This is a genomic window from Nocardia acididurans (assembly GCF_016741815.1).
Taxonomy (GTDB): Bacteria; Actinomycetota; Actinomycetes; order Mycobacteriales; family Mycobacteriaceae; genus Nocardia; species Nocardia acididurans.
On sequence record NZ_JAERRJ010000020.1, the window covers coordinates 10,414 to 34,072 of the forward strand.

Genomic DNA, 23,659 nt, shown 5'->3' on the forward strand with positions numbered 1-23,659 from the left:
ATGGCCTTCGAGATGCAGCGCGAGTACTCGCTACCGGTGGTGGCGGTGCGCCTGAGCATGGAGCACAGGACGCCGTGCGCCCAGCTGCGACTGCTCGTCAATGTGGACGGGCAGCCGGAGGTGCACGACGAACGCACCCTCTGGCTGTCCGAGTTCGGTTACGGCGCGACGACGAAGTCGGTGGCGTCGGGACTGTTCGTTCCGCCCGGCGTGGCCGCATGGATCGGCGGCTGGACGCGCGCGAAACTGGTCGACGGCGATCCGCTGTGGCTGCATCTGGTCAAGCCGTACGGCACGCTGGGCGCGATCCCGTGGGAGCATGCGCTGCAGCCCGCCACCGATCGGCCACTGCTTCGGCTGCCCGACGTCTTCCCGGATCCCGAACAGTCCACGACCACTTATGATCTGGTGTTCGTGGCCGCCGCGCCCGCCGGTGCGCTGCCCGGCGAGATACCGGATGCGCTGGCGGCGCTGGCCCGGGTGGAGCACATCCGCCTGCACGTCTTCTGCGATACGCGGGTGGGCGCGAGTCTGCGCGCCATCGTCGCCGCGGCCCCGAACGCCACGCTGTATCCCGTCGAGCCCACCGAAAGATTGTCCTACACAGGAGAATTGCGCAATCCGTGGTTCCGGTGGATCCGACGGGCGCTGGCCGGGCGGAGTGCCGACGCGGTGCATTTCGTCGTCCCGGGCGCGCAGCTGGGCGCGCAGGGCGCGCTCACCCTCCCCTATCGGCCCGACGACCCCGACACCGCACCGACCATGGTGCAGGCAGGCGAGATCGCCGCGTTCCTCACCCGGATGGGCGCGCTCACTGTCGGTTTCACCCGGCCGGCGGGCAACTACTCCGATTACGGATTGCGCCGTGTCGCGGACGATCTCGGCGCGATGCGGGCGGGCCCCGTGCTGCTGCACGAACCGGCGGACGCGACCGGGACCACCGAGCTGACCGAATGCTATGACTTCCTCGCCGACTTCCGCCCCGCCGCACCGCCCGCCAGCCCGCGGATCCTGCTGTACGCCCAGCCTCGCCGTGTCCGCAGACCGGCGGGGCGGGAACCGGCCGAACCGCTGTCCAACCGTGCGCCGATGACCAGATCCGCCGCTGTCAGCAAACATTTCGACCGCGACGCGACCCCCGCCTGGCTCGGGGCGGCACAGCGATACATCGAGCAGAAAGAGGGCGAACTGCGCCGGTTCCACGACTGGGCCGATAGTTCGAATCCCAACGAGGCCGCCTACTACGCCGGAATCGAATCCGGCCTGGAGAAGGTGCGTGCCGTGGTCGAACGACATGCCGAGCGTGAGCCATGAAGAAGATCGTCGTCAATATCCAGCCCTCGCTGGATGATGGTGAGCCACCCACCTATTTCGTCGAGGCCGACGGCGTCGACCGGGCTACCAAGCGTCTCGATCTGTCCGGGATCACACCGCTCGAGGGACCGCAGAGCATTCTGAAAGTCGGTGAGGCGCTGGCGGATCTGCTGGTGAAGCACGACCGAATCGAAAAGGCCTTCGACCGGGCGCTGGCGGTCGCCGTCGGCGAACCGAGTGTGCCGATCTATTTCTTCATCGGCGTCGACACCGCGGTGCCGCTCTCGTGGGAGGCGCTGCGGCGCTCCAAGCAGTTCCTGGCCTTGGATCCGCGCTGGCCGATCGCGCGCTTCCCCCGGAGCGGGAGTATCGATTCCGCCACCGAGGTGCCTTTCGCGCCGCCGTTGCGAATGGTCTCGGTCATCTCCGCGGTCGGCGTGGACGGAAAAGCCGAGTGGGACAGTATCTTCGGCGCGGTCCAGGCCGCACCCGCCGAGCTGCCGATCGAGCTGACCGTGATCACCGGCGACAGAAATGTGGTCGCCGCCGCGCGCGGGCACCTCCCGCCCGAGCGCATCATCCCGCTGCCCGGTCCGGACGATCCGATGCCGCTGGTGTCCCGCATCGACGCGTGCGGACCGCATCTACTGCACATCTTCTGTCACGGCGCGGTCCGCGAGGAACAGGCCGTACTGGAATTCGCCACCGCGTCGGACTTCAACGCGGGCACGAGCTCGGTCGTTCTGACCGCGATCGAAATCGCCCAGCAGGTGTCGCGGAACAACACCTGGATGGTCCACCTCAACGCGTGCAGGAGCGCGCAGGCGGGCAGCGAAGTGCTCACCCACGCCGAGGAATTCGTGAACACCGGAGTTCCCGTCGCCATCGGCATGAAGCGCCTGATCGACGTATCGGACGCGGTGGTGTTCTCGGCGGGGTTCTACCGCAGCGTCTTCGCGCGGATCGCGGAGATCCTGGCCCGGGGCGCGGGCAGGAGCGAAATCGCCTGGGCGGAGACAATGTTGAGCGCACGCCGGCAGCTACGCAACATCCACGTGCACAATCCCGCCGAGGGGGACGCCTGGACGGTGCCCGTCATGTACACCCGGCGCGGTCCGTTCACACTCGAGGTCGCCGCCGCCGGAGTCACCGAACCGCAAGTGCAGCAGGCCCTCAGCGAGACCCGGCTCATCGACGGACTGGCCGAGTTGATCGCCGCCGACGCACCGGAGGTCGCCGCGGATCTGCGGGCGGTGAGTGAGAAATGACGCCGCCGCCGGAGGTCGGGGTACCGCCCGAGACGCCGCCGCTGCCCGACGCACCGCTGCCCGCGACCATCACGCTCAACGCCTTCACCGGCGACAGTGCGGTGAGCGGCGATCTCGCGGCGGACGCGGCCGACTGGGGAACAGCGACGAGGCCACTGGCACAAAGGAAAACACTCGCGCCGAAAGCCGTCGACCCCGGCGACTGGCAGGATCCCGCCGTCGGGTGGGGCGTGGTGCTGGCGGAGAATGCGGAACTGTCCGCCGCGGACAAGGCCGCGGGCCTGGACGCTCCCCCGCCGATTCGCCGGTTACTCGCCGAGCGCGGTCGGATATTCGCCTCGCGCGGTGCGCAATTCGCGCCGCAGGGCATCGCGCCGGTGCTCCGCGCCGTGCCCGGCAACGACCAGTCGCTGATGCGGTACTACAGCGACGGCACCGACCAGCCGCTCACCATCGGTGTCAGCGAATTCGGTACGGAGCGGGGCCGGATTCCCAAGTTTCTGCTGATCGTCGGATCCCCCGCCGAGGTGCCGTGGCAGGTGCAGTTCTCGCTGAATCGCAGTCAGCACGTCGGCAGGCTCGATCTGCCGGAGGCCGAACTCGCCAACTATGTGGACGCGCTGCTCTCGCAGTGGGCGGATATGCCCGCCGAACCGGGCACACCGCTGATCTGGAGTACCAATGTCGACGCGATCACCGCCTCGATGCAGCGCCTGGTCGGCGACTTCCTCACTGTCAGAATGGCCACGGATCCGGAACTGGCCGTGACCCGGCGTATGGATGCGGCGGCCACCTGCGCGGCGCTCGTCGCCGATCTCGCGGCCACCCGGCCCGCGGTGATCGTCACGACGAGCCACGGTAAGACCGGCCCCCTCGGCAATGCCGACGCCATGCGCGCGACCCTGGGTTCACCGGTGGACGCCGACCACACGACGCTCGACATCGACGCGCTGCTCGCGGCCTGGCAACCCGCGGGCGCGGTGTGGTATTCGCAGGCGTGTTGTTCGGCGGGCAGCAATGACGGCACCTCGTATACCGGTCTGCTCCAATCGAATTCGACCGCCTTCAAGGTCGTGGACGCGGTCGGGAAGCTCGGGGCGGCTGTCGCGCCGCTACCGACCCGGCTGCTCGGCGCGCAGAAACCGTTGCGCGCCTTCATCGGTCATGTCGAGCCGACCTTCGATTGGACGCTCATCGAACCGACGAACGGGCAGCCCCTGACCATGCCGCTGGTCAACTCGATGTATCCGAATCTGTTCCTGCGCCAGCGGATCGGGCAGGCACTGGATTCGCACTATCGCGGCGTCGGTGAGCTCTACGCCCGATATGCCAAGGCGCGCAGGGAGGTCGACGCGTTCACACCGGGCGCGGGCGATCGCGCGACCTACGCGCTGCTCACCGCCATCGACCGGCAGAGTCTGGTCATTCTGGGCGATCCGACCGTCACGATCCCGCTACTGCCCAGCCAGCGGTAGCCACACAATCCGGAGGGGAACAATGGCTGTGCTCTATTTCGATATCGGCGGGACACTCGCCGAGGCCAGTGTGGGGGCGGACGGTTCGTTCCGGTTCCGGCCGCTGCCCCGGGTCCGCGAGGTGCTGGCGGCGGGCCCGCCGCATCGGCTGGGCATCATCTCGAATCCGGGCGCGGATCCGGCCGCTCCGGCACGGGCGGCGGCGGCACTCACCGCGACCTTCGGCGACATCTTCGAGGGCGCGCTCATCCATTGGGGCGCGAAAACTTCCCGCACGATCTTCGACGCGGCCGTGGCCGCGGCAGGCGGGGTCGCCGACGACTGCGTGTTCCTCGGTGAGGAACCCGCCGAGCGCGCCATGGCGCGCCGGGTGGGAATGCGGACGGCCCCACATCCGGTGTTCGCCCCGGCCGCCGTGCGCGGGGATACCGTGCTGTGGGCCAGGATTCATCTCGACGAGCAGCACACCTCGGCCCGGCTGCGCACAGTCGCCGACGCGAGCGAGATCGTGCCGGTGCATCTCGCGGCAGATCAGATGGTGCTCGCCATGGTGACCGAGCAGGGGGTGCGGGCCGCACAGGAGGCCGGGTTCACCGTCGATCCCGAGGCCGAAGTCGGCGACACCGCAGCATTTCTCGTGCGCGACGACCGCCCCGACAGCCCGCCCGCACGATCTGACAGCGGACCCGACCGCCCCGATGCCGGACCAGGCAGACCAGCCTCCACCGCGCGCGGCACGACCGGGGATGGGTCCGGCGGACGACCTGGCGAACCCCCTTCCACACCTGAGGGTTTCGCGGCGCGGACCGGCGGACCGGAGTCGGCCGGCGATGCGGCGCGGCGGCGTGCCGAGGCGGTTCTCGACTTCGTCGCGGGCGCGACCGACGGGCTGAAATCCGCTGTCACCCTGCTGGGACCGGCTGCCGGTGGCGCATATCTCTGCGCCGATGCGGAGACCGTGGTCGAGGATATCCACATCCCCGATACCGGGCACGGGCACACGGAACGGCTACTTGCCGACCCGAATCTGCTGCCGGGAGCGGAAGAAGCACCAATCATAGTGGGCGGCAGTGGTTTCGCGCTCGATGGCGCACTGGAGGCGATTCGCGAGGCGATCACCGCCCCGGCGCTGCGGGGGCATGTCGCACGACTGTCCGGCGCGGCGCCGCTGGTGGACGGTGCGCCGCTGACAGTACGTGGCCGCGATGCGGCGAGCGCCGACAACCCGCGGGTCACGACGGCGCTGGCCGGCCGGTTCACGAGCCTCGGGTTCGCGGTGCGGCTGCACCGGTTCTCGTGGCGGGGTCATCTGCTCGACAATGTGGAGGCCCAGCTCGAGGTACCCGGCACGGATGCGGTCCTGATCACCGCCCACCTCGATTCCACCGCGGCCAACGGCGATTTCGTCGACGACGCCGGGAATCCGCGGCGTTATCGGCCCGGAGTCGACCCCGCGCCCGGTGCGGACGACGACGGCAGCGGCACCGCCGGGGTGCTGTGCGCGGCCGAATGCCTGCGTGCGCTCGTATCCGCGGGGCGGCAACCGAATCGGACCATTCGCTTCGTGCTGTTCAATGCCGAGGAGCAGGGTCTCGTCGGCAGCAAGGCCTATGCGCGTGCCGCGGCCGCCGCCGGCGACCGCATCGCCGCCGTGTTCCAGATGGACATGATCGCCGGATTCCAGGGTGGCACAAGGAAAGTCGAGCTGCATGCGGGTTCGACCGTGCCCGGCCCCGCCGCCATCGGGTCCGCGGCGCTCGCGACCATGCTCGCCGAGGCTTTCGCCACTGCGGCCCCGGAGTTCGAGGTCGAAACGCTCACCGTGAACGATCCCGCCGCGGGCCGCAGCGATCACGCCAGTTTCCACGAGCGCGGCTGGGCGGCGGTGTGCGTCTCGGAGAACTTCTTCGCCGACACCGCACCCGCCACCGGCACCCGCCGATATCACCAACCCGGTGACACGGTGCACGACGCCGATCATGATGCCGAGTACGCGGCATCCATCGCGCGCGCTGTCACCGCCACCGCCCTGACCCTCGCCGGACTCTGATCACCCGCAGCAAAGGACCTTGCCATGACCGCCATCATCGATCGGCGCAATGCCGACTTCCGCGTCCCACGGCCGCCCGATATCGCCGGGGACGAGGTGCCCGCCGAACCCGATGCGCCGCAGACCAATCCGTACACCGGACATCGGGAATCGATCATCGCCGAGGACCGGGCGTTCGCCCGGCCCGCCGCCACCGACGCCGACTACATCGCCACGGCCCGCGAGTACGCCGCCTCCGTCGCCTCGGATCTCGGGTTCGCGCCCGGTGAGCCGGTCGAATTCGAGGCCGATCCGACGGTCACCGTGACCTCGGAGGGTATGCGCGTGGTCAGCCTCACCCAGACGGTGAACGGCATCGAGGTGTGGTCGATGTCGCCGAAGGTGTGGCTGCACGAGGGCGGTGAGGTCGATCGCCTCGTCGGGGATACGGTGAGCATCCCCGCGAACATCTCCGCGAAACCGACCGTGCCCGCGGAGGCCGCCGTGCGCGCGGCGGCGGTGGAGGCCGCGCGCACCCGCACCATTCACACCAATTTCGGTGCGGAAACCCTTCCTGCCGTCGATATTTCGGCGGATGTCTACGAGCGGACCTCGTTCCAGCCGCGCAATGACCAGCCGATGACCTTCAGCAGCGGATCCTTCGAGAAGGACATCACCGCGCGCCTGGTCTACCTGTACATGGGCGGGCATGTGCGGCTGGTCTGGCTCGTCGCGCTGTCCCGGGAGAATCTGACCGCGCAGTACCAGGCTTTCGTGGCCGCCGACCGGTCCGATCCGGAGACGCCGGAGATCCTGTACTTCTTCGACACCAACACCTATGCCATCGGCGGAATGGTCTTCCGGCACAATCCAGCCCAGGGCGCCCTCGTGCAGACGCCCTTCCCGCTGCCCGCCGATCAGTACCCGATGCCGGTCCCGCCGAACATGCCGTCCGGATTCCCATTGGCGTGGACCGAGATTCAGAACGGCAGACTGGCCACCGACGGCAACAACTGCCGCGCGATCAACGGCACGACCCGGCAGACCTTCGTGGTCGACGCCACCAACGGCGACGGCGTCTTCGCGCCCGCCGAGAACTCGCCCGAGCAGTTCGTCACCAATATCTTCTACTTCTGCAACTACATGCACGACTTCTTCATGATGCTGGGGTTCGACGAAGCGTCGGGGAACTTCCAGAAGGTGAATCGGCCGGGGCACGGGCGTGGGGCGGATCCCGTTATCGGACAGGCGCATCCGGGTGCGGTACAGGGTACCGCGAATATGTCGCGCTCGGCGGACGGCGTCAGCTCGGTCATGAACATGGGCATGGTCGTGCACTCCGGGCGGCACACCGCCAATGACGCCGACGTGGTGTTCCACGAGTACTGCCACGGCGTGACCATCCGGCTGGTGGGCGGCATGCTCGACGGGCTCGGTCTCACCGAGGATCAGTCGCGGTCCATGGGTGAGGGCTGGTCGGATTTCTTCGCACTCACCATCACCAACTTCGCCCGCTCCGAGGAGCGAACCGTGGTGGGCGACTGGGTGATCGACGATCCGGGCGGCATCCGCCAGCGGCCCTACACCGAGCAGTACCCGGGCGCGTTCGGTGATATCGGGAAACGGGCGGGCCAGGTGTCGGGCGCGGGCAATGCCGACCTGTCCTATCGGGCGGTGCACAATGTGGGCGAAATCTGGTGTGCCGCACTGATGCAGCTCACCCGCAATGTCAGCGGCGCGCTGGCCGACCGAACGCGCGGCTATCGGGTGACCTGGCAGGCGATCGTCGACGCGCTCAAATTGACGCCGAAGAATCCGACCCTGCTCATCGCACGGGACGCCATCCTGCGGGCGTTCGAGGCCATGCGCGGCGGCACGCTGACCGAAGACGAGTTCACGAGGGTGCGGCACGCGGCGTGGACGGCCTTCGCGCGCTACGAGATGGGCGTGGACGCCTTCTGCCCGAACGCGTCGTTCGTCGGCTGCGTCGGCGGCGTCGCCCTGCCGGACGACGTCGTGGTCTGAGCACAGAAGTGGTTCGGCGGCAGTCGATTTGCACCCCGACCGCCGCCGAAACCCCGCGAATCCATCACCGCGAATCGAGTCCCCGGGCCAGCACCGGCCAGGAATTGATCAGCGCGTCGTGCCAGTAGCCCCAGGAGTGGGTGCCGACCGGATGGAAGTCGTAGGTGGCGGGAATGCCCAGAGCGGTCAAGCGCGCCTGGAGATTTCGGCTGCAGTAGTCGGTGGCCGCCTCGAGGACGCCGCCGACCGTCAGCTGATGGGCCAGACCGTCGAAGCCGGGCAGCGAGTAGGGGCCGTCGAGCACATCGTGCGGTCCGGGCAGGCCGGAGCCGTTGGAGATGTAGAGATCGACCCCGCGCAGCCGGTCGGCGTGCACATAGGGGTCGTTCGCCGCCCACATCGGATCACCCAGGGGCCCATACATGTTCATGCTGTCGCCGGGGCCCTGCTCGAGCACCAGGTTCACGAAGGCGTAGCCGAGCGGGTCGCTGATCTGCGCGCAGCCGCTATAGGACGCCACCGACCGGTACAGGCCGGGTTTCGCGATCGCCAGCTGCAGCACCGAGGTGCCGGAGGTGGACAGGCCCGCGATGGCGTTGAAACCGTTCGCGCCCAGGGCCGAATCGATCAGCGGGGGTAGCTCCTCGGTCAGGAAGGTCTTCCACTTGATCACGCCCAGCGCCGGATCCGGTGCGCGCCAATCGGTGTAGTAGCTGGTGAATCCACCGATCGGCTGCACCACGTTGACGTCCTTGCCCGCCAGGAACTCCAGGGCCTGCGGCGCGCGGTGATCCCAATTCGCCGTGCCCTCACCGCCATCCGCGCCATTGAGCAGATACAGGACCGGGCGGGGCCGGGAGGTGTCGGCCGGGCGCTGCACCTCCACGGTGATCTCGCGGGCCATGGCCGCCGAGTACACCCGCAGGGTCAGATGGCGAGCGTCCACGGGATCGTACGCGGCGATACGGGATTCGTTCGGCGACACCGGTTCGGCGTGAACCGGCGCGCACGCCAGGGCCATCGTGAACGCCAGGGCCAGCCCGGCCATCCTTCGCATGATCAGGTATTCGGAGCCGAACACCGATCGGCGCTTCAACGACCCCGCGAGACCAGTTGGCAGCTGCCGTTCTCGCACGACTTCCGCAGGCGGCCAAGCGAAACCGTCTGCAGTAGCCCGATCACCCAGCAGGCCGGGCAGCCGCGCAGCGCCACCACCCCGAGGGGCAGCAGAAGCAGGCTGAACCAGCCGACCACTGGCGACAGCGCGAGAGCGCCCACGAGCGAACCGAATCCGAGGACTCCGCGCGTCAGATGCGCGGGCACGGACCTGCTGGCGAACCGAGTGTCCGGTGCTCCGTTCATTCCGGCACCCCCTCGATCGGCTCGCCGAGTTCGGTCCGCACCGCCGCACGGGCCCGGTGCAGCCTGGATTTCATGGCGGCCGTGCTCAATCCGACGGACGCGGCCACCACGCTCCCGGGCAGGCCCTGCACATCCCGCATGATCAGAACCCGGCGCTGATCGACGGGCAGTGCCGCGATCACCGCCGCCACCCGCTCGAGCTCCAGCCGGGCCAGCACATCCTCCTCGGCCGAGGACACCCACGCCTCGGCGGCGGCTTCGTCACGGCGCGCCAACTCCGCCACCCGCCGCAGGCATTCGTTGCGCACGATCCGGAACATCCACGAGGCCAGGGCCGCTGTCGCCCGCAATGTCCCGATCTTGCGATACAGGATGATCATCGCCTCCTGCGCCGCGTCCTCGGCATCCTGGCTGCTCGCGCACAGCGAATGCGCGAACCGCCGGACGTGCGGATGCGCCCCGGAGAGCAGCGCCGCGATCGACGCCTCATCCCCGCCCTGCGCCGCCGCGACCACCTGCGCCGCCGGCCACGACGCCGCTCCCCTACCCACGCGACCGCGCCTTCCGCCGCCGCAGCACCAGCACACAGCCGCACACCGAGACGGCCGCGACCACCGCGACCACGATTCCTACGATCATCGTGAACCCTTTCTCCGATATGCCGGACTCGATTGTCCGCACAGTCATAAGAGCCGCCATCCGCGAAAAGGATTCGCCCCCGCCGGAGTTCACATCTCACTATGCTGCCTCGGGATCAATCGGCTACAGAGAGAGTGGAGGCGTTACATGTCAGTCAAGACCGCACTGTCATCGCTCGCGGTGCTCAGTGCTCTTGCTGGTTTCTCGATGCTCGGCGGACCCGCCGCGGCGCACGCGGAAGCCCCGTCCGGGCTGTGCACCCCCGGATCGTTCGCCCTCGACCCGGACGACGACACCATGCTGTACCGGTGCGATATCGGCATGTGGATGGGGTCGAAGTGCCCCGACAACGAGTACGCCATGGAGATGACGCCGACGGAGTTCCACTGCATGGCCCGGCCGGACGAGAAGCAGGAAAAGGCCACGACGCAGCGCTAGGACCGCGACGGGGCAGACCCGGCGGAGGGGTGTCCGGCGGCCGCGAGCGCGGCCAGGGCGGACACCGAGTCCCGAACGATCCTCCGCTGGGTCTCCAGCCGGGCGGCCTCGGCCTCCGGCAGTTCGACGTGCACGTGGATGTCGGTGCCGGTGCGGGCGGGGACCAGCCGCCATTCGAAGAGCAGGTCCGAGACCAGGCAGGATATGGTCACGCGGCGGTCGTGGCGGTCGGTGCGCAGCGTCTGGGGCATCGGGAAGTCGGGGTAGCCGTCGGGGTACATGGTGTAGCGGTCCGGCTGCGATTCCGGTGCGGGATCGATGGATCCGATGCCCGCCCACCATTCGGGGAATCGGCCCGGGTCGTAGAGCAGCTGCCAGACATCCTCCGGGGCGGCGGCGCTGTGCGCGTGGTCATCGAAGCTCGGCATGGTCGCTCCCGGCGGGGTCGAGGGGTGACAGGTCCGCGAGCACGAGAGCGAGCTCACGGTCGGGTTCCACGAAAGCGGCCAGCGGTGGACGGCCCAGATCGACGATGGTGGCCGAATAGCGTTCTCCGGTAGGGCTTCCCGCGTCCACGCGCCGTCGCCAAGCCCGCTCCGCCTGCCGCAGGCGCGTCACGGCCAGCTCCCGATCATCGCGGGCGAGGGCGATCAGGCCCTGGACGCGCTGCATTCGCGCCACCAGGGTGTCGGGAAAGTCGCCCGCCGTCACCGGTTCCAAGGCGACTTCCCGGAGCTCCTCCTCCGCGGCCATGAGATCGCCTGTGCGGGTGAGCATTTCGGCGCAGTGCAGCCTGGTCAACGCTCGGCTGATCGGTGCGTCCGAACTCAGCGCACGCCGGAACTGGGCAATCGCCTCATCGGGATCCCCGCACGCCTGAGCCAGCAGGCCGCGATCATGCCGCACCAGCCCGGCCAGATCCGCACTGCCGAGACGTTCCGCGGCCGCCGCCGCGCCATCCAGGGCCGCACGCGCTTCGGGCAACCGCCCGAGCCGCCGCAGCAGCGCGCAGCGACCGGACTGCGTGTACACGATCAGTCGCAGCAGATCGTTCGGCACCACCAGCGACAGGCATCGATCAGCGAAATCCAGTGCCCGCTCGAACATTCCGGCACACGCCGCCGCACCCGCCGCATTGATCAAGCAGCTGTAGGCCAGATCGGGTCGCCCCGCCCGCCCGGCCGCTGCCGCCGCATCGAGCAGCGGCCCGAAACTCTCGGCGAATTGCCCGGCACGCAACAGCGCGTGCGCGCGTGCCATCTCCACATCATGGGAGAGCAGGTCGCCGAGAGGTCTGCCCTCGGTGAGTTCGCCTACCGCACCGAGCAATTCGGCGACCTCATCCGGATCACCGGCCACCGATTCGGCCCACGCCAATCCCGCCAGCACCGCGGCCCGGATAGTGGGATCCGAATCCGGTTCGCGCTCCAGCAGATCCAATGCCGCACGGTAGGAACGCCGTGACTCACGCGGATGACAGATCCCGCCGCGCAACCACATTCCGCGCCGCAACCAGGCGGCGACCAGAGCGCCCGTGTCCTGCGGGGAGATGAGTCGCAGTGCCCGATCGAACGCGGCGTCGGAGGCCTCCATCCGACCGCGCCACGCCTCCACCTCCCCCAATTCGATCAACGCGTCAGGGTTGTCCGGCTCCACCTCGAGTGCCTCACGGAGAAAGCCGGCAGCCTCGGCGAGCGCGGCCATCGCGCGCGCATCGGCGGCCGCATGGACAAGGTGGCCGACCGCCAGATCATCGCGACCAGCCCTGCGCAGATGTCCCGCGATCTCGGCAGCCCGCCGAGTGCCGTGCACGCCTCGCGCCCGCAACGCGGCGGCGAGATCCTCATGCATCCGAGCCCGCAGCGGCTCGGCGATATCCTCGTATACCGCCGCCCGCAGCCGCGCATGCCGAAACCCGATGGCCCCCTCACGAACTCGCAACAGCCCCGACCCCAGAGCCTCGGTGGCCGCGTGATCCGGATCGGCGAGAGCAGGCAAACGCACGATCTCCGCGCGACGCATATCGTGCCCGGCCACCGCCACCAACTCCACGAACAACCGGGCCGACCCACTCAACCGCGCCAACTCCGCCCGGGTGGCAGCACGCAGATCCGTGGCGAAACCTTCTTCGCCGAGGGCGAACTGCCGCGCGGCGGCCACCGCCAGCAGCGGGCTGCCACCCGCCACCGCGACGACCCCCGCCAGCTGCGCCGGGTTCAGCGCGCCTGCCGACGCTGCGGCGGCGAGGCCGATAGCGGTGATCGGTTCGACCCGAGCGCGGGTAGCGGATGCCCCGGTCGCGGTCCGGGCCGCGGTGAGCTGGGCGAGGGCGCGGATATCATCGGAATCCATTGGTCCCAGCTCGATTTCGGCCGCGAGGCTGCCCTTGGCGCGTAGTGCGCCCAGGACTGCTTCGGTGCGCGGGCTCGGCGGGAGGCGGCGGCGAGTGAGGACGAAAAGGATTGGGTGGCGGGCGATTCGACGGGTTACGTAGCCCAGGAGGTCCAGGCTGGAGGGGTCCGCGAGGTGCAGATCCTCCAGGGCGAGCGCCAGCGGGTGACGTGCGGACAGGGTGCTCAGCAGGGCGATCACGGCTTCGAAGAGGCGGATTCGATCGTGCTCCGGTCCGACGACGGGGGCGCGAGACGCCAGGGCAGGGACCAGCCGGGCCAGATCGGCGGACCACGGTGTGTCCGAGGGCAGCGGATCGGTGGCGGAGAGCAGGTCGGTCAGCAGTGCGGACCACACCTCGTACGGCATGCCGCCGGGTCCACCGGCCGCACCGCCGGCGGTCCGGGCACCGTGATGTGCTGCGGCGTCGAGGATTTCCTCGGTCAACGCTGTCTTGCCGATCCCGCCCTCGCCCGTAATGGTGGCGACGAGGCCGATGCCGGTGTCGGTGCGCGCCAGGCACTTTCGCAACTGCTCCAGTTCGCGGGCGCGGCCGATGAACTCCGGGCGTGGCTGTGCGGGCGGAGACCAAGGGGCGACCGCGGGTTCGTGCGGGCGGATCCGGTGCATGAGGGCCGTCGTCTCGGCGGAGGGCGACAGGCCCAGTTCCGTGCTCAGCACCCGTCGCAGACGTGCGTAGGCCGCAATCGCTTCCTGTTCGTCCCCTGCCAGGGAGAGCAGCCGGATCAGCTCACGCCCGGCGAGTTCGTTCGCCGGGTCGAGGTCGACACGCCGCCGGGCCCAACCGATCGCGGCCCGCACATCGCCGCCGGCATCATTCCCGGCCTCGGCGCGAGCGGCCAAGTCGCCCAGCGCTGCGGCCAACCGACGCGAGTGTTCGGCGCGCAGCTCGACAACCCAGTCCTCGTGCCAGCCGGCCAGCAGTTCACCGCGGCACAGCTCCACGGCCGCAACACGATCGCCGACGGCGGCCAGGCGCTCGAACTCCGCCAGGTCGACCCGGATTTCACCGCCGAGGCGCACGGTGTCGCGGTCCGCTTCGAGGCAGCCGCCCGCCGGGCCCAGGGCGGCGCGCAACGCCCACACCGCGCTGCGGAGGCTGGCTCGCGCATTGGCCTCCGGGACCTCCGGCCAGAACTCCCCCGCCAGGCGCGAACGGTGATGTGGGCCGGGGTGGACGGCCAGCCAGGCCAGTAGGGCGCACACGCGTTGCCGCCGATCCGGCAGTTCCACCGATCTTCCGTCGAGTTCGACCCGCAGGGGGCCGAGGACCTGTATCCGCAGCATCGCGCACCCTCTCCGCGAGACTTCAGTCTCTGCCCCCGGCACCGCGCTGGCAACCCCCTGTCCGCACGGCCGCAGCCGAGTTGACGGGCATTTGACGCACGCCGCGCACACTTCCTCCACCAGCGAAAACACCGAGGAAGGGGTAATCATGAGCAATACCGAAGCCGCCCGCGGATTCGACCTCGACGAATTCCGCCGCAGTATCGAGGAGCGCGATTCCGCGGGATTGCGCGCGCTCTACGCCGAGGACGCCGAGATCCGGCTCATCGATCAGAACAATCCGCCGAGCCACCCGCTCGTCCTGCGGGGCCGCGACCAGATCGGGGCCTACCTCGACGATGTGTGCGGGCGCGAGATGACACACGAGATCCAGCACGCCGTCACCGATGGCGTGACGGTGAATTTCTTCGAATCCTGTCGCTACCCCGACGGCACCCGGGTGCTGTGCGCGGCGACCCTGGATCTCGCCGACGGCCGCATCGTCCGGGAGACCGGCGTCCAAGCATGGGATCAGTGAGCGAGATGAATACCGAGCATCGTGACTTCGCGGCACCCGACGAGGTGCGCGCCTTCGAATACGGCCGGGCCGAGATCCTGAAGGTCGGCGACCGGGAGATCGGCAGGCTCGTCCTGCAACCCGGCTGGCGCTGGTCCGAGCACGTCAAGCCGATCGCGGGCACCGACTGGTGCCTGGCCCCGCATTTCCAGTACCACGTGGCGGGCACGATCCACATTCTGATGGCCGACGGCACCGAATTCGACGCCGGGCCCGGACAGGTCACCGCACTGCCGTCCGGGCACGACGCCTGGGTGGTCGGCGACGAGGAGGTGATCCTCGTCGACTGGTGGGGCGTGAGCGATTACGCCAAGTAGCTCAACCGATCTCGACGACCCGCGCACAGGCGGGCGGGCCGTCGGGAACATAGTCGGGATCGTAGGAGCGCCGGGTGTTGTTGCGCCGGAACAGGCCCACCACGGTCCGGCACGAGGGTTTGGCCGACGGCCACGGAGTCTGGCCGTCGGTCAGCACGACGAGCGCGTCCGGACGCGGGTGGGTGCGAAGGGCTTTGGCGAATCCGCTGCGCAGATCCGTGCCACCCCCACCCAGCAGCGGGATGCCCTCGGCCGCGCACAGCGGATGCGCGATCCGAGCGGCGGCATCACAGGACAGCACTGTGACCAGGTCTCGGCGACCGCCTATCGCACGGGAGATGGCAGCGACTTCCAGTAGGGCACTGCCCAATTCGGTATCGCTGACCGAGGCCGAGGTATCGATGACCACGGTCACGCGCGGGGGCGTGCGACGCAGGCTGGGCAGCACCACACCGGGGAGACTCGCCGAACGACGGGCCGGGCGGCGGTAGGTGTAGTCCTCGCCGACCCCGGGAGCCGAGACGGCGGCGCGCAACGCCGCGCCGAGCAGGTCGCGCCACGGCTGGGGCGGATGGAAGACCTCCTGCGCCCAGCGTCGCCAGCCCTCGGGGGTGTTGCCCGGCCGGCCGATGATGCCCTGCGCCACACGGAATCTCACACCGTCGCGCTCCTGCTCGCTGAGACCGTCCGCGCCGTCGGGCCCCAGCTCCCACTCGCGGTCCCAGCCGTCCGCACCGCTGCCGCAGTCGAGCCAGGCCATATCGTTGGTGTATGCGGTGAAACGGAATTCGCGCAGGTACTCCTCCATGAGCTTGCCCTCGGGCAGGCCGATATCGGCGGGCATGACCGCACCCGCAGGACGGACCAGCCCGTCGCCGAAGATGTCGTCGTTGATCTCGAAATCCGCGGCGATATTGCGGCGCAAGGCTTCCGCCGCTCCGGTCAGTTCGTGCTCGCGGGCGAAACGCTCACCACGCCCATGATGGTCGCGCAGCAGGTGCGATACCTCGTGTACGAGAACGCCCGCCAATTCCTCGACGGGCATGCGGTCGACGAACGCCGGTGCTGCATAGCAGCGCCAGTAGCGGTCCACGCCCATGGTCGGGACTCGACGGCACTCCACGATGTGCAGGGCGAACAGCGCGGTCGCCAAGTAGGGCCGGACGCGGACGGCGTACAGCCGGGCGGCGAAGAGTTTCTCCAGATCCAGGGTGGCCGGTGCTTCCACGGTCATCGGCCCGCCTCGACGAGGTCGGCGGCGCGATCGGCGCGCTGCGAGACCGACACCACGCCGGTGAGCCGGTCGATCGAGGCCGGGACCGCCCAATTGTCCTGTCGCAGTGTGGCAAGCGTGGTCGCGGGGACGACCACCAGATCCGGCGCTCCGGTATCCGCGGCCCGCACCAGCACCGCCCACGCGGCGTCCCAGCGCGCCCGGTCCGGACACTTGCGGACCGCCGCGACCACGCCGTCGAGGACCGCCTGCCGCAGATCCCCGCGCTCCGGCAGCGCCACGGACATCGGATCGGCAAGCAGCGCTTCAGGATCCGGCAGATCCATGCGGTCCATGCTGGCGAGCAGCTCGAATCCCGGACCGTCCCCCACGGTGCCACGGATCAACTGCGACAGCACATCCCGCGACGAGCCCGCCGCCGTGGCGAAGGCGATGAGCCGCATGGTCATATCCCAGCTGCGCGGCGAGGCCCAGGCCCCGCCCCGGCGGGTTTCGGTGGTGGGCAGCTGATGCACGAGTTTCGGGCGGGCAGCGAGCAGCACGCATACCGCGCGTCGAGCGAAAGCGACGGCCTCCGTGAGCTTTTCCGGATCGAGCCGGGGCATCCGCGCACGCGGCCACACCCCGCCGAGTCCGCGGACCACCACCTCGTGGTCGTGCGTCCACTGCAGGTGCACGAACCGGTTGGCCAGCGGCGGGCTCAGCTCCCAGCCGTCCGCCGCCGACGAGCGCGGATTGGCGGCGGCCACGATCCGCACACCGGGCGGCAGTGTCAGCGCGCCGACCCGCCGCTCCAGGACGACCCGGAGCAGCGCGGCCTGCACAGCCGGTGGCGCGGTGGACAGTTCGTCCAGGAACAGCAGCCCGCGACCCGCCCGGACGAGCCGGACCGCCCAGTCCGGCGGAGCCATCGGCACGCCCTGCTCGGCGGGATCGTCACCCACGATGGGCAGACCCGAGAAGTCGGACGGCTCATGGACACTCGCGATCACCGTCGTCAGCGGGAGCTCCAGGGACTCGGCCAGCTGGGTCAGCGCGGCGGTCTTGCCGATGCCCGGTTCGCCCCACAGCAGCACCGGCAGATCAGCGGCCACGGCCAGCGTGAGCGCCTCGAGCTGGGTGTCGGTGCGGGGTTCGGTGGTGGTGTCGGCCAGCAGGGCGAGCAGGTCGTCGGCGATGTCGAGCTGTGCGGCATCGGCGGAGCGAACGTGGGGCAGGATGTGGATCGACATGTATGAATCACCTTATGGGTAGCGGGGATTGACGAGTAGTGCGCATCGCCGCGCAAGCAGATGCGGTGGTCGCGGGATCAGCGGGTGGTCGCGTGGCGCGGATGTGCGCGCCGATCGCGCGGGCGGGGTTGGGCGGGGGCGCACGGTTCCAACCGAGTCAGCCCGGCCCGGTACAAGCCGTAGGTGACCCGTCGGTGCGCGGACGCTTCCAGTTCGTCGCGCAGCGCACCCGCGCGCAGGACGGCCTCGGGGCCGAGCAGTCCTTCGACGACGGCGAGCGCGCCCGCGGTATCACCGTGGTCGAGCCGTTCCCGAACACCCGTGAGACAGTCCGGATTTCGGTGCGCCTGATCGATGGCGCGCAGGCAGGGCAGCGGGGTACCGGTCAGCGCGACCAGCAGTTCCTCGCGGCGGATCTCGTCCGGGTCATGGTCCAGCGCCGTCAGCATGCCGTCGACCATTCCGATGCGGTGCTGTTCGCCCCGGCACCGGACCCAGCGTTCCCGATCCGAGGATGCTCCCGCCCAGCGGGATTCGCCCGCAGGCCGGTCCGGAACCAGTGCCGCGGCGACCAGCGGATGCAGCTGATCGGCCGAGAGCACACCGGCGCGCAACAGTTCCCGATCGGGCAGCGCCCAAGTCGCCGCGTCGGGCAGCACCGGCAGCGCGGTGATGCCGCCCGCGGGATCCACCGCCGCCCGTCGCACGAGCGGCGCGCCGTCATCGTCCTCGGTCAGCTCGGCGACCACTCGCCGCCGGGCGCCCAACCGGAGCAGGAACGTATCGGCCTGCCGCCCTTCGGCATCGAGCAGGATGCGCGCCTCGGCCGCCCACCGTTCGGCGGGCCCGTCCGCGTCGCTGCGCGGTCCGAGCTCGTCGGCGCGGCGCGCGTCCCACAGGTGGCGATGCAGATCCAGCCGGTACCGCCGATCGGGCCGGGGATGTGGATGCGGACCGTTCGCGGTGCGCGCTCCGTCCCACAGCGCCAGCGTGATCCGCTGCCCCGACTCCGCCCACGCGGGTGCGGTGCGCGCCACCAGATGAACGAAACCATTACCACCGGAAGGGTTTCCGGACGCCGCCGGATATCCGGCCAGCGCGATGGTCAGTCCCGGCCGTAGCAGCCCGTCCGGAGCGACTCGCGGCATATGCCATCGCAGCAGGTCGGGGGCCAGATTCCGCAGGTCGGCCCGCACCCGGTGGGCCAGTTCCCGCCCGTGGGTGCGCGCCAGTCGGCGGAGATCGATATCGACATCGAAACCCGCGGCGGCACAGGCCCCCGCCCAGTCTCCGGCGGTACGCCGGGCGGTCGCGGTCTCGATCATGGAGGGCGGCACGGCGAACTCGCGCACGCGCGGCCAGAAGGAAGGAAGCGGGAAATCCGCATTCGCGAGGTCAGTGAGCATCAGCACTCACCTGGCGCGAACGGGACCCCCAATCTGCGATCAGAAGAAGTCGTCATCGTGCCGATCGTAGCAACTTGGAGCGATCACGGCGAGCCGGGACGGCGCGCGACGGTACCCCGCCCCCGGTGAAAGACCGACCGGGTTGTCCGAATTGGGAATAGCCGAATCGCGTAATACATTGCGCCACAGGTAACTACCATCAATTGGGCCGAATATTGTTCCCTGGCACAGCATTTCATGATGTTGAAATAGTTGTGTCATGAATCGAATTGGGGTGCAAGAAAAATGGCCGATCCCATTCAGCATGTCACCGAAGAAACCCTGAACGACATCGCCCGCTACGGCGTACTGGCCGGCGGCCTGGACTACAGTCCGGCCGCACTCGCAGTCGCACGAGGACTACTGGCGGCGGCGCAGGGCACCGCGGGGGTCGAACTGCCCCCGGAATTTCGGCAGCTCGTCGACAGCGTGCGCGGCATCGCCACCGTCGAGATCGGCTACGTCCCCATGCCCGACGGGGTGCAGCTGTCGACCGTGCTGATCAACCAGAACGCCGGGGGGCAACGGCCGCTCGTGGTGGTCCCGGCCGGGTGGAGCCCCTACGGCTGGTTGCCGTTCGTGTGGACCTACCTCACCCTGGCCGCGGAGGGATATCACGTCCTCGCCTACACGCCCCGGGGCCTGGGCGACCCGGCGCTGCCGTCCACCTCGGGGGGATTCATCGATGTCGGCGGCCCGCAGGACCGCGCGGACGCCACCTATCTGCTCACCCACACGTACGGAAAGCTCGACATCAGCAAGGTCGGATTCCTGGGCGAATCGTACGGTTCGGGTATCAGCCAGCTGGTGGCGGCGCATGATTCGCGAGTGTCGGTCGTCGTCGCGCTCAGCACCTGGGGCAGCCTGGCCACCAGCCTCTACGACAACGGAACCCGGCATCTGGCCGCCCTGCGGGCGCTGGTCGGCTTCACCGGCGGCCCGGTCACCGAGAAATTCGATCCGGAAACCCGCGCACTCCTCGAGGATTTCGAGGCGGGCCGGAATATGGAGGCCGTGATCGAATGGGCGCTCGACCGCTCACCCGAGCACTTCCTCGCGCTCACCAATAAACTCGATGTGCCGACATTCATGTCCAACACCTGGCACGAGACCCTGTTCCCGGTCAATCAGCTGCTCGACACCTTCACCCACCTGACGGTGCCCAAACAGCTGAACCTGTGGATCGGCGACCACGGCGCACCCGAAGGCGCCGGCCTGGTCGGCGTCCCCACCGGCATCGCGTTCCCGGGCCTGCTGACGCCGATGCAGGAGGCGCGAAACTGGTTGCGGCACTACCTGACCGAGGACGGCGACGCACCCGAGACCGGCGTGCGCAACCAGATCATGTTCACCTACCGGACCCAGCCCGTACCCGGCGGCGGACAGCGAATCATCGAGCCCGCCACCCGGGAACGGCAATCCTGCTGGGGCGAGAACACCCGCACCGAACGCTGGTATCTGGCCGATGGCGTCCCCGACTGCGCGCTCGGCGACAAGGCCGACGCCGGCTGGGAGCGAAACTTCCGCGCGGGCAACGAAACCCAGGCCAGAGCCACCGACACGCCCCTGCTCCAGACCGGCCAGCGCGAGTGGTACGGCACGCCCAAGGTCTATCGCCTCGACGATTTCGAACGCGATCAGCTGCTGATCTGGCTGACCGACTCCCTGCCCGAAGGCCGTCGCCTGCGCGGTGCGCCCACGGTCAAGCTCACCGTCCGAAGCCCGGAAACCACAGCGAGTTTCGTCGCCTACCTGTTCGACGTGGCCGCCGACAACACCGCCCACCTCATCACCCACGAGCCGTACACCGTCGACCGCCTCACCCCGGAGGAGAACCGCACGATCGAGTGGCGGTTGCAGGCCGCCTGCTACGACCTGCCCGAAGGCCACCGCCTGGCCCTGGTCGTCAACAGCCGCGACCTGCTCTACTCGTACGCGGGTGGCGGCACCACGACCGTCGGTTCGCTCGCCACCGCCGAGTCGTACCTCGACCTCACCCTCGGCTGAACATTCCGGCGGGTTCCCGCTCGGTGATGCAGTGGATTCCGCCGTTTGACGGACGGGTCGGTCAGAGTCGGCCGAGTTCGGCGACGATCGACCCGGACAACAGTTCCCGTGCGCGTTCCACCGTGAGCGATCCGCTCAGCCAGCGCTCACTCAAGCCTTCGACGAGCGCGGTGAGCCGTCCCGCCGCGGCGGCCGGATCGATATCGCGGATGGTCAGCCCGGCTTCGCGCGCCCGCTCGATGAGCGTCGTGACATCCTCGACCCACGCCTCGGTCGAAGCCCGCAACTGTTCCCGCAGATCATCATTGAACACGGCGCTGGCCCGCAGCTCACCCCACGCGGTGCTGTTGTCGCGCACCTCGGGCACATCCTCGATCTCGAGCAGCAGCATCTCCTCCAGCGCGGCCCGCGGGCTGTCCTGTGCGAAAGCGCTGTCGGTATACCGCGCGGCCTGACTGCTGATGTGTTCGAGCGCGTGCTGCAGCACGCCCGCGCGATCCTTGAAGTGGTAGTAGATCAGCGCCGTGGACACCCCGGCCTCGGCGGCGAGCTTCTCGATACGCAATCCGCGGACGCCATCGTGGGCGATCACGCGAATAGCGGCTTCCAGGATCTGGGTCTGGCGGTCGGACACGACGTCCACTATATGCAGCCTGACCGAATAGCCAGTCAAGCCGATCCGAGCGCCCTCAGGCCGCCAGATATCCGGTGTAACCGCGTTCATCACCCTGACGTCCCAGGCGATCCAGCCGGTCGAGAGTACGCGGACCGACTGTCCGGAACCAGATGAATCCCGCGAGGCACAGGAATCCCGCCGCGGGGAGCTCGGCGCCCGGCGGATACGGGGCCGTCACCACCAGGTAAGCCCATATCGCCAGCGCGATGGCCCCGATCCCCAGCAGCATCCATGCCATGGCGCGGCTCTCCCGGCACCGGCGGCGCTCGGCGGCGATGAGGTCGTTCCATCGGACGACCTCATCGAAAGAGTCCAGCGCCGGCAGGGTTTCGGTGTGCAGCGCATCGTAGAACCGGCGCGCGCCCGCGCGCCCGCCGAAGCGGCGATACCGACCGACCGTCGAGACACCGGCCATCCCCCCGACCACCACGGCCAAGAACCAGGCACCAACCACGTCGAGGCCGACCACCACGCCGTACACCCATACGCCCACACCCGCGACCAGGGCGATCACCCACGGCGGCGCGACCTGCAGCTCACGAGTCCAGCTCATCGCCCCACCCTAGCTATCTTTCAGCAACATCGCTGGACGCGAAAAAGCCGGTCACCGACAGATTGTCGATGACCGGCTGCTTCGAGTGGTTCTAGCTGGGATCGAACCAGCGACCCCTCGCGTGTGAGGCGAGTGCTCTCCCGCTGAGCTATAGAACCGTGCGGGTGTTCTTCCTGGCGTTTTCGGCCGCTCCGAACGAGATAGAAGATTACAAGCACAACTGCCGTCACACCAAATCGCGTGCACAACGCCGTAAAACCGTCCTCCGACGGGCAGTCTGGCGTGTCGCCCGCCAACCTTCACCCACGCGACGCCCACCGTTGGCTTGACCCGCACCGCGAACTACACCCCTGTAGTTCACATTTACCGCCGCTCACCAGGCGATTTGGTCCGTGCGCAGATAGTCGGCTAATGTTCTCTCTCGTCACCGGGACAGCCGCAAGGCCCCGGGAACGAAATGCGGATGTAGCGCAGCTGGTAGCGCATCACCTTGCCAAGGTGAGGGTCGCGGGTTCGAATCCCGTCATCCGCTCGAAGGCCATAACCGGCCTTGCTTGGCGGTGTGGCCGAGTGGTGAGGCAACGGCCTGCAAAGCCGTGCACACGGGTTCGATTCCCGTCGCCGCCTCTTTGCAAGAAGAGGTACCAAGCTCGCGCGATTAGCTCAGCGGGAGAGCGCTTCCCTGACACGGAAGAGGTCACTGGTTCAATCCCAGTATCGCGCACCAAGTTTCATACAGATCAGGCCCGGCTTTCGCCGGGCCTTTCTGCATTTCCCGACCCCGCCGATCAGGTGAACAGGGATCCGGTGTGGGGGTTGATGGGGAGGGGGAGGCCGTTCACCAGGCAGGAGCTGCCGGCGTTGATTCCGGTGCGGCGGACGTCGATATCGAGGCGGCCGGTGAGGTCGGAGCCGTCGGGGGTGTACTGGTGTACCTCGATGGTGTGCCAGCCGAGTCGGGTCGGGGTCCACAGGGCGTGTGCGCCGTCGGTGGGGTTGTAGGAGACGCCTGCCAACGGGGTGCCGTCTACGGTGATGGCGAAGTCGCCTTCTACCGGGTTCGAGACTCCGGCCTCGATGGTTTGCGGGCAGCCCATGACGGGGCCTTCGCTGCCGGTGTTGTAGACGATGACGCCGACGATGCCTGCGGTGGAGGGCGGGGCGAGCGCGGTGATCGTGGCGATGGCGCAGGCTGCGCTGAGGATTCCGCGCCGGAGCAGAGTGCTTTTCATGGAGCCGTGTCCTTCCGGTGAGCTCGAAGAATTCGCGGTGTGCCGAGCGGGGTGCCGGTTGCGGCGGGAACTGATCGGTCGTGATGTGACCGAGGCACAGCCTAGCGGGGCGCGCAACGGTGGGCGCTGATGTGCCGGACAGCAGAAGGCGACCGGTG

The 23,659-nt window shown here is 68.9% G+C and carries 20 protein-coding genes and 4 tRNA genes; 12 read left to right on the forward strand and 12 right to left on the reverse strand.

All coding sequences use genetic code 11. From position 1 onward, the window contains the following. Genes JK358_RS36010 through JK358_RS36030 form a run of 5 tightly spaced genes read left to right on the forward strand, consistent with a single transcriptional unit; the run spans position 1 to position 8,111 of the window. Entirely contained in the window at positions 1-1,314 is a 1,314-nt protein-coding gene (locus JK358_RS36010; protein WP_201957637.1) for a hypothetical protein, read from the forward strand. Beyond that, a complete protein-coding gene (locus JK358_RS36015) occupies positions 1,311-2,582 on the forward strand; it encodes a CHAT domain-containing protein (RefSeq protein WP_201957639.1) in 1,272 nt (423 codons plus the stop codon). Before JK358_RS36010 ends, JK358_RS36015 begins: the two co-directional genes overlap by 4 nt. After that, entirely contained in the window at positions 2,579-4,057 is a 1,479-nt protein-coding gene (locus JK358_RS36020; RefSeq protein ID WP_201957641.1) for a hypothetical protein, read from the forward strand. The genes JK358_RS36015 and JK358_RS36020 overlap by 4 nt, the downstream gene beginning before the upstream one ends. A 22-nt stretch (positions 4,058-4,079) precedes the next feature. Continuing rightward, positions 4,080-6,107 carry a M20/M25/M40 family metallo-hydrolase gene (locus tag JK358_RS36025; RefSeq protein ID WP_201957642.1) on the forward strand — a complete coding sequence of 676 codons (2,028 nt, stop codon included), beginning with the start codon at positions 4,080-4,082 and terminating at the stop codon, positions 6,105-6,107. Positions 6,108-6,131: 24 nt separating this feature from the next. Next, positions 6,132-8,111 (forward strand): M36 family metallopeptidase, encoded by a 1,980-nt coding sequence (locus JK358_RS36030; protein ID WP_201957645.1) that lies wholly within the window; start codon positions 6,132-6,134, stop codon positions 8,109-8,111. 64 nt (positions 8,112-8,175) lie between these two features. Here JK358_RS36030 and JK358_RS36035 read toward each other — a convergent pair whose 3' ends face one another. From JK358_RS36035 to JK358_RS36045, 3 genes are read right to left on the reverse strand one after another with little or no spacing between them, the layout of a single operon-like run. Further along, positions 8,176-9,159 (reverse strand): alpha/beta hydrolase, encoded by a 984-nt coding sequence (locus tag JK358_RS36035; RefSeq protein ID WP_232852499.1) that lies wholly within the window; start codon positions 9,157-9,159, stop codon positions 8,176-8,178. A 44-nt stretch (positions 9,160-9,203) separates the two neighbouring features. Further along, positions 9,204-9,473 carry a hypothetical protein gene (locus JK358_RS36040; protein WP_201957647.1) on the reverse strand — a complete coding sequence of 90 codons (270 nt, stop codon included), beginning with the start codon at positions 9,471-9,473 and terminating at the stop codon, positions 9,204-9,206. Further along, positions 9,470-10,024 carry an RNA polymerase sigma factor gene (locus tag JK358_RS36045; protein WP_201957648.1) on the reverse strand — a complete coding sequence of 185 codons (555 nt, stop codon included), beginning with the start codon at positions 10,022-10,024 and terminating at the stop codon, positions 9,470-9,472. The genes JK358_RS36040 and JK358_RS36045 overlap by 4 nt, the downstream gene beginning before the upstream one ends. A gap of 235 nt (positions 10,025-10,259) precedes the next feature. Here JK358_RS36045 and JK358_RS36050 point away from each other — a divergent pair, with 235 nt between their 5' ends. Next, the gene (locus tag JK358_RS36050; protein WP_201957649.1) at positions 10,260-10,550 is read left to right on the forward strand and encodes a hypothetical protein; all 291 of its coding nucleotides are present in this window, start codon (positions 10,260-10,262) and stop codon (positions 10,548-10,550) included. On the opposite strand, the gene JK358_RS36055 is transcribed toward JK358_RS36050, so the two are convergent. Beyond that, positions 10,547-10,978 (reverse strand): SRPBCC family protein, encoded by a 432-nt coding sequence (locus JK358_RS36055; protein ID WP_201957650.1) that lies wholly within the window; start codon positions 10,976-10,978, stop codon positions 10,547-10,549. The genes JK358_RS36050 and JK358_RS36055 overlap by 4 nt on opposite strands. Then, complete coding sequence (locus JK358_RS36060; RefSeq protein ID WP_201957651.1) at positions 10,962-14,249, reverse strand: ATP-binding protein; 3,288 nt, start codon at positions 14,247-14,249, stop codon at positions 10,962-10,964. Before JK358_RS36060 ends, JK358_RS36055 begins: the two co-directional genes overlap by 17 nt. Positions 14,250-14,397: 148 nt before the next feature. Here JK358_RS36060 and JK358_RS36065 point away from each other — a divergent pair, with 148 nt between their 5' ends. Then, positions 14,398-14,766, forward strand: a complete 369-nt coding sequence (locus JK358_RS36065) for a nuclear transport factor 2 family protein (protein WP_201957652.1) — start codon at positions 14,398-14,400, stop codon at positions 14,764-14,766. A 5-nt stretch (positions 14,767-14,771) separates the two neighbouring features. Then, on the forward strand, positions 14,772-15,122 hold the full coding sequence (locus tag JK358_RS36070; RefSeq protein WP_372440802.1) for a cupin domain-containing protein: 351 nt from the start codon (positions 14,772-14,774) through the stop codon (positions 15,120-15,122). A 1-nt stretch (position 15,123) separates the two neighbouring features. On the opposite strand, the gene JK358_RS36075 is transcribed toward JK358_RS36070, so the two are convergent. The 3 genes from JK358_RS36075 to JK358_RS36085 all read right to left on the reverse strand — a co-directional run bounded on the left by JK358_RS36075 (position 15,124) and on the right by JK358_RS36085 (position 18,994). Then, the gene (locus JK358_RS36075; RefSeq protein WP_201957660.1) at positions 15,124-16,356 is read right to left on the reverse strand and encodes a vWA domain-containing protein; all 1,233 of its coding nucleotides are present in this window, start codon (positions 16,354-16,356) and stop codon (positions 15,124-15,126) included. After that, positions 16,353-17,588 (reverse strand): AAA family ATPase, encoded by a 1,236-nt coding sequence (locus tag JK358_RS36080; protein WP_201957663.1) that lies wholly within the window; start codon positions 17,586-17,588, stop codon positions 16,353-16,355. The genes JK358_RS36075 and JK358_RS36080 overlap by 4 nt, the downstream gene beginning before the upstream one ends. Positions 17,589-17,665: 77 nt before the next feature. Next, positions 17,666-18,994: a hypothetical protein gene (locus JK358_RS36085; RefSeq protein ID WP_232852497.1), complete on the reverse strand. Its 1,329-nt coding sequence runs from the start codon at positions 18,992-18,994 to the stop codon at positions 17,666-17,668. 285 nt (positions 18,995-19,279) lie between these two features. Here JK358_RS36085 and JK358_RS36090 point away from each other — a divergent pair, with 285 nt between their 5' ends. Then, entirely contained in the window at positions 19,280-21,040 is a 1,761-nt protein-coding gene (locus tag JK358_RS36090; protein ID WP_201957665.1) for a CocE/NonD family hydrolase C-terminal non-catalytic domain-containing protein, read from the forward strand. Between the two features lie 61 nt (positions 21,041-21,101). Here JK358_RS36090 and JK358_RS36095 read toward each other — a convergent pair whose 3' ends face one another. From JK358_RS36095 to JK358_RS36105, 3 genes are all read right to left on the reverse strand, one after another. Further along, the gene (locus JK358_RS36095) at positions 21,102-21,674 is read right to left on the reverse strand and encodes a TetR/AcrR family transcriptional regulator (protein ID WP_201957666.1); all 573 of its coding nucleotides are present in this window, start codon (positions 21,672-21,674) and stop codon (positions 21,102-21,104) included. Positions 21,675-21,729: 55 nt separating this feature from the next. Next, positions 21,730-22,269, reverse strand: coding sequence for a hypothetical protein (locus JK358_RS36100; RefSeq protein WP_201957668.1), 540 nt, complete (start codon positions 22,267-22,269; stop codon positions 21,730-21,732). An 86-nt stretch (positions 22,270-22,355) separates the two neighbouring features. Further along, positions 22,356-22,427: transfer RNA gene (locus JK358_RS36105), tRNA-Val, on the reverse strand. A gap of 301 nt (positions 22,428-22,728) precedes the next feature. On the opposite strand from JK358_RS36105, the gene JK358_RS36110 reads away from it, so the two are divergent. The 3 genes from JK358_RS36110 (at position 22,729) to JK358_RS36120 (ending at position 22,996) form a co-directional block, all read left to right on the forward strand. Next, positions 22,729-22,801: transfer RNA gene (locus JK358_RS36110), tRNA-Gly, on the forward strand. Between the two features lie 24 nt (positions 22,802-22,825). Continuing rightward, positions 22,826-22,896, forward strand: a tRNA-Cys gene (locus JK358_RS36115). Positions 22,897-22,921: 25 nt separating this feature from the next. Next, positions 22,922-22,996: transfer RNA gene (locus tag JK358_RS36120), tRNA-Val, on the forward strand. A 61-nt stretch (positions 22,997-23,057) separates the two neighbouring features. Here the strand turns inward: JK358_RS36120 and JK358_RS36125 are convergent. Further along, a complete protein-coding gene (locus JK358_RS36125) occupies positions 23,058-23,501 on the reverse strand; it encodes a hypothetical protein (protein ID WP_201957669.1) in 444 nt (147 codons plus the stop codon). Positions 23,502-23,659: the final 158 nt, after the last annotated feature.

What these genes read in the sequence shown, in the direction of transcription:
- JK358_RS36010 (WP_201957637.1), top strand. Translation starts at nt 1, where the DNA reads ATGGCCTTCGAGATGCAGCGCGAGTACTCGCTACCGGTGGTGGCGGTG.
- JK358_RS36060 (WP_201957651.1), bottom strand. Translation starts at nt 14,249, where the DNA reads ATGCTGCGGATACAGGTCCTCGGCCCCCTGCGGGTCGAACTCGACGGA.
- JK358_RS36020 (WP_201957641.1), top strand. Translation starts at nt 2,579, where the DNA reads ATGACGCCGCCGCCGGAGGTCGGGGTACCGCCCGAGACGCCGCCGCTG.
- JK358_RS36125 (WP_201957669.1), bottom strand. Translation starts at nt 23,501, where the DNA reads ATGAAAAGCACTCTGCTCCGGCGCGGAATCCTCAGCGCAGCCTGCGCC.
- JK358_RS36035 (WP_232852499.1), bottom strand. Translation starts at nt 9,159, where the DNA reads ATGGCCGGGCTGGCCCTGGCGTTCACGATGGCCCTGGCGTGCGCGCCG.
- JK358_RS36025 (WP_201957642.1), top strand. Translation starts at nt 4,080, where the DNA reads ATGGCTGTGCTCTATTTCGATATCGGCGGGACACTCGCCGAGGCCAGT.
- JK358_RS36065 (WP_201957652.1), top strand. Translation starts at nt 14,398, where the DNA reads ATGAGCAATACCGAAGCCGCCCGCGGATTCGACCTCGACGAATTCCGC.
- JK358_RS36075 (WP_201957660.1), bottom strand. Translation starts at nt 16,356, where the DNA reads ATGACCGTGGAAGCACCGGCCACCCTGGATCTGGAGAAACTCTTCGCC.
- JK358_RS36040 (WP_201957647.1), bottom strand. Translation starts at nt 9,473, where the DNA reads ATGAACGGAGCACCGGACACTCGGTTCGCCAGCAGGTCCGTGCCCGCG.
- JK358_RS36080 (WP_201957663.1), bottom strand. Translation starts at nt 17,588, where the DNA reads ATGTCGATCCACATCCTGCCCCACGTTCGCTCCGCCGATGCCGCACAG.
- JK358_RS36030 (WP_201957645.1), top strand. Translation starts at nt 6,132, where the DNA reads ATGACCGCCATCATCGATCGGCGCAATGCCGACTTCCGCGTCCCACGG.
- JK358_RS36100 (WP_201957668.1), bottom strand. Translation starts at nt 22,269, where the DNA reads ATGAGCTGGACTCGTGAGCTGCAGGTCGCGCCGCCGTGGGTGATCGCC.
- JK358_RS36085 (WP_232852497.1), bottom strand. Translation starts at nt 18,994, where the DNA reads ATGCTCACTGACCTCGCGAATGCGGATTTCCCGCTTCCTTCCTTCTGG.
- JK358_RS36055 (WP_201957650.1), bottom strand. Translation starts at nt 10,978, where the DNA reads ATGCCGAGCTTCGATGACCACGCGCACAGCGCCGCCGCCCCGGAGGAT.
- JK358_RS36015 (WP_201957639.1), top strand. Translation starts at nt 1,311, where the DNA reads ATGAAGAAGATCGTCGTCAATATCCAGCCCTCGCTGGATGATGGTGAG.
- JK358_RS36070 (WP_372440802.1), top strand. Translation starts at nt 14,772, where the DNA reads ATGAATACCGAGCATCGTGACTTCGCGGCACCCGACGAGGTGCGCGCC.
- JK358_RS36050 (WP_201957649.1), top strand. Translation starts at nt 10,260, where the DNA reads ATGTCAGTCAAGACCGCACTGTCATCGCTCGCGGTGCTCAGTGCTCTT.
- JK358_RS36090 (WP_201957665.1), top strand. Translation starts at nt 19,280, where the DNA reads ATGGCCGATCCCATTCAGCATGTCACCGAAGAAACCCTGAACGACATC.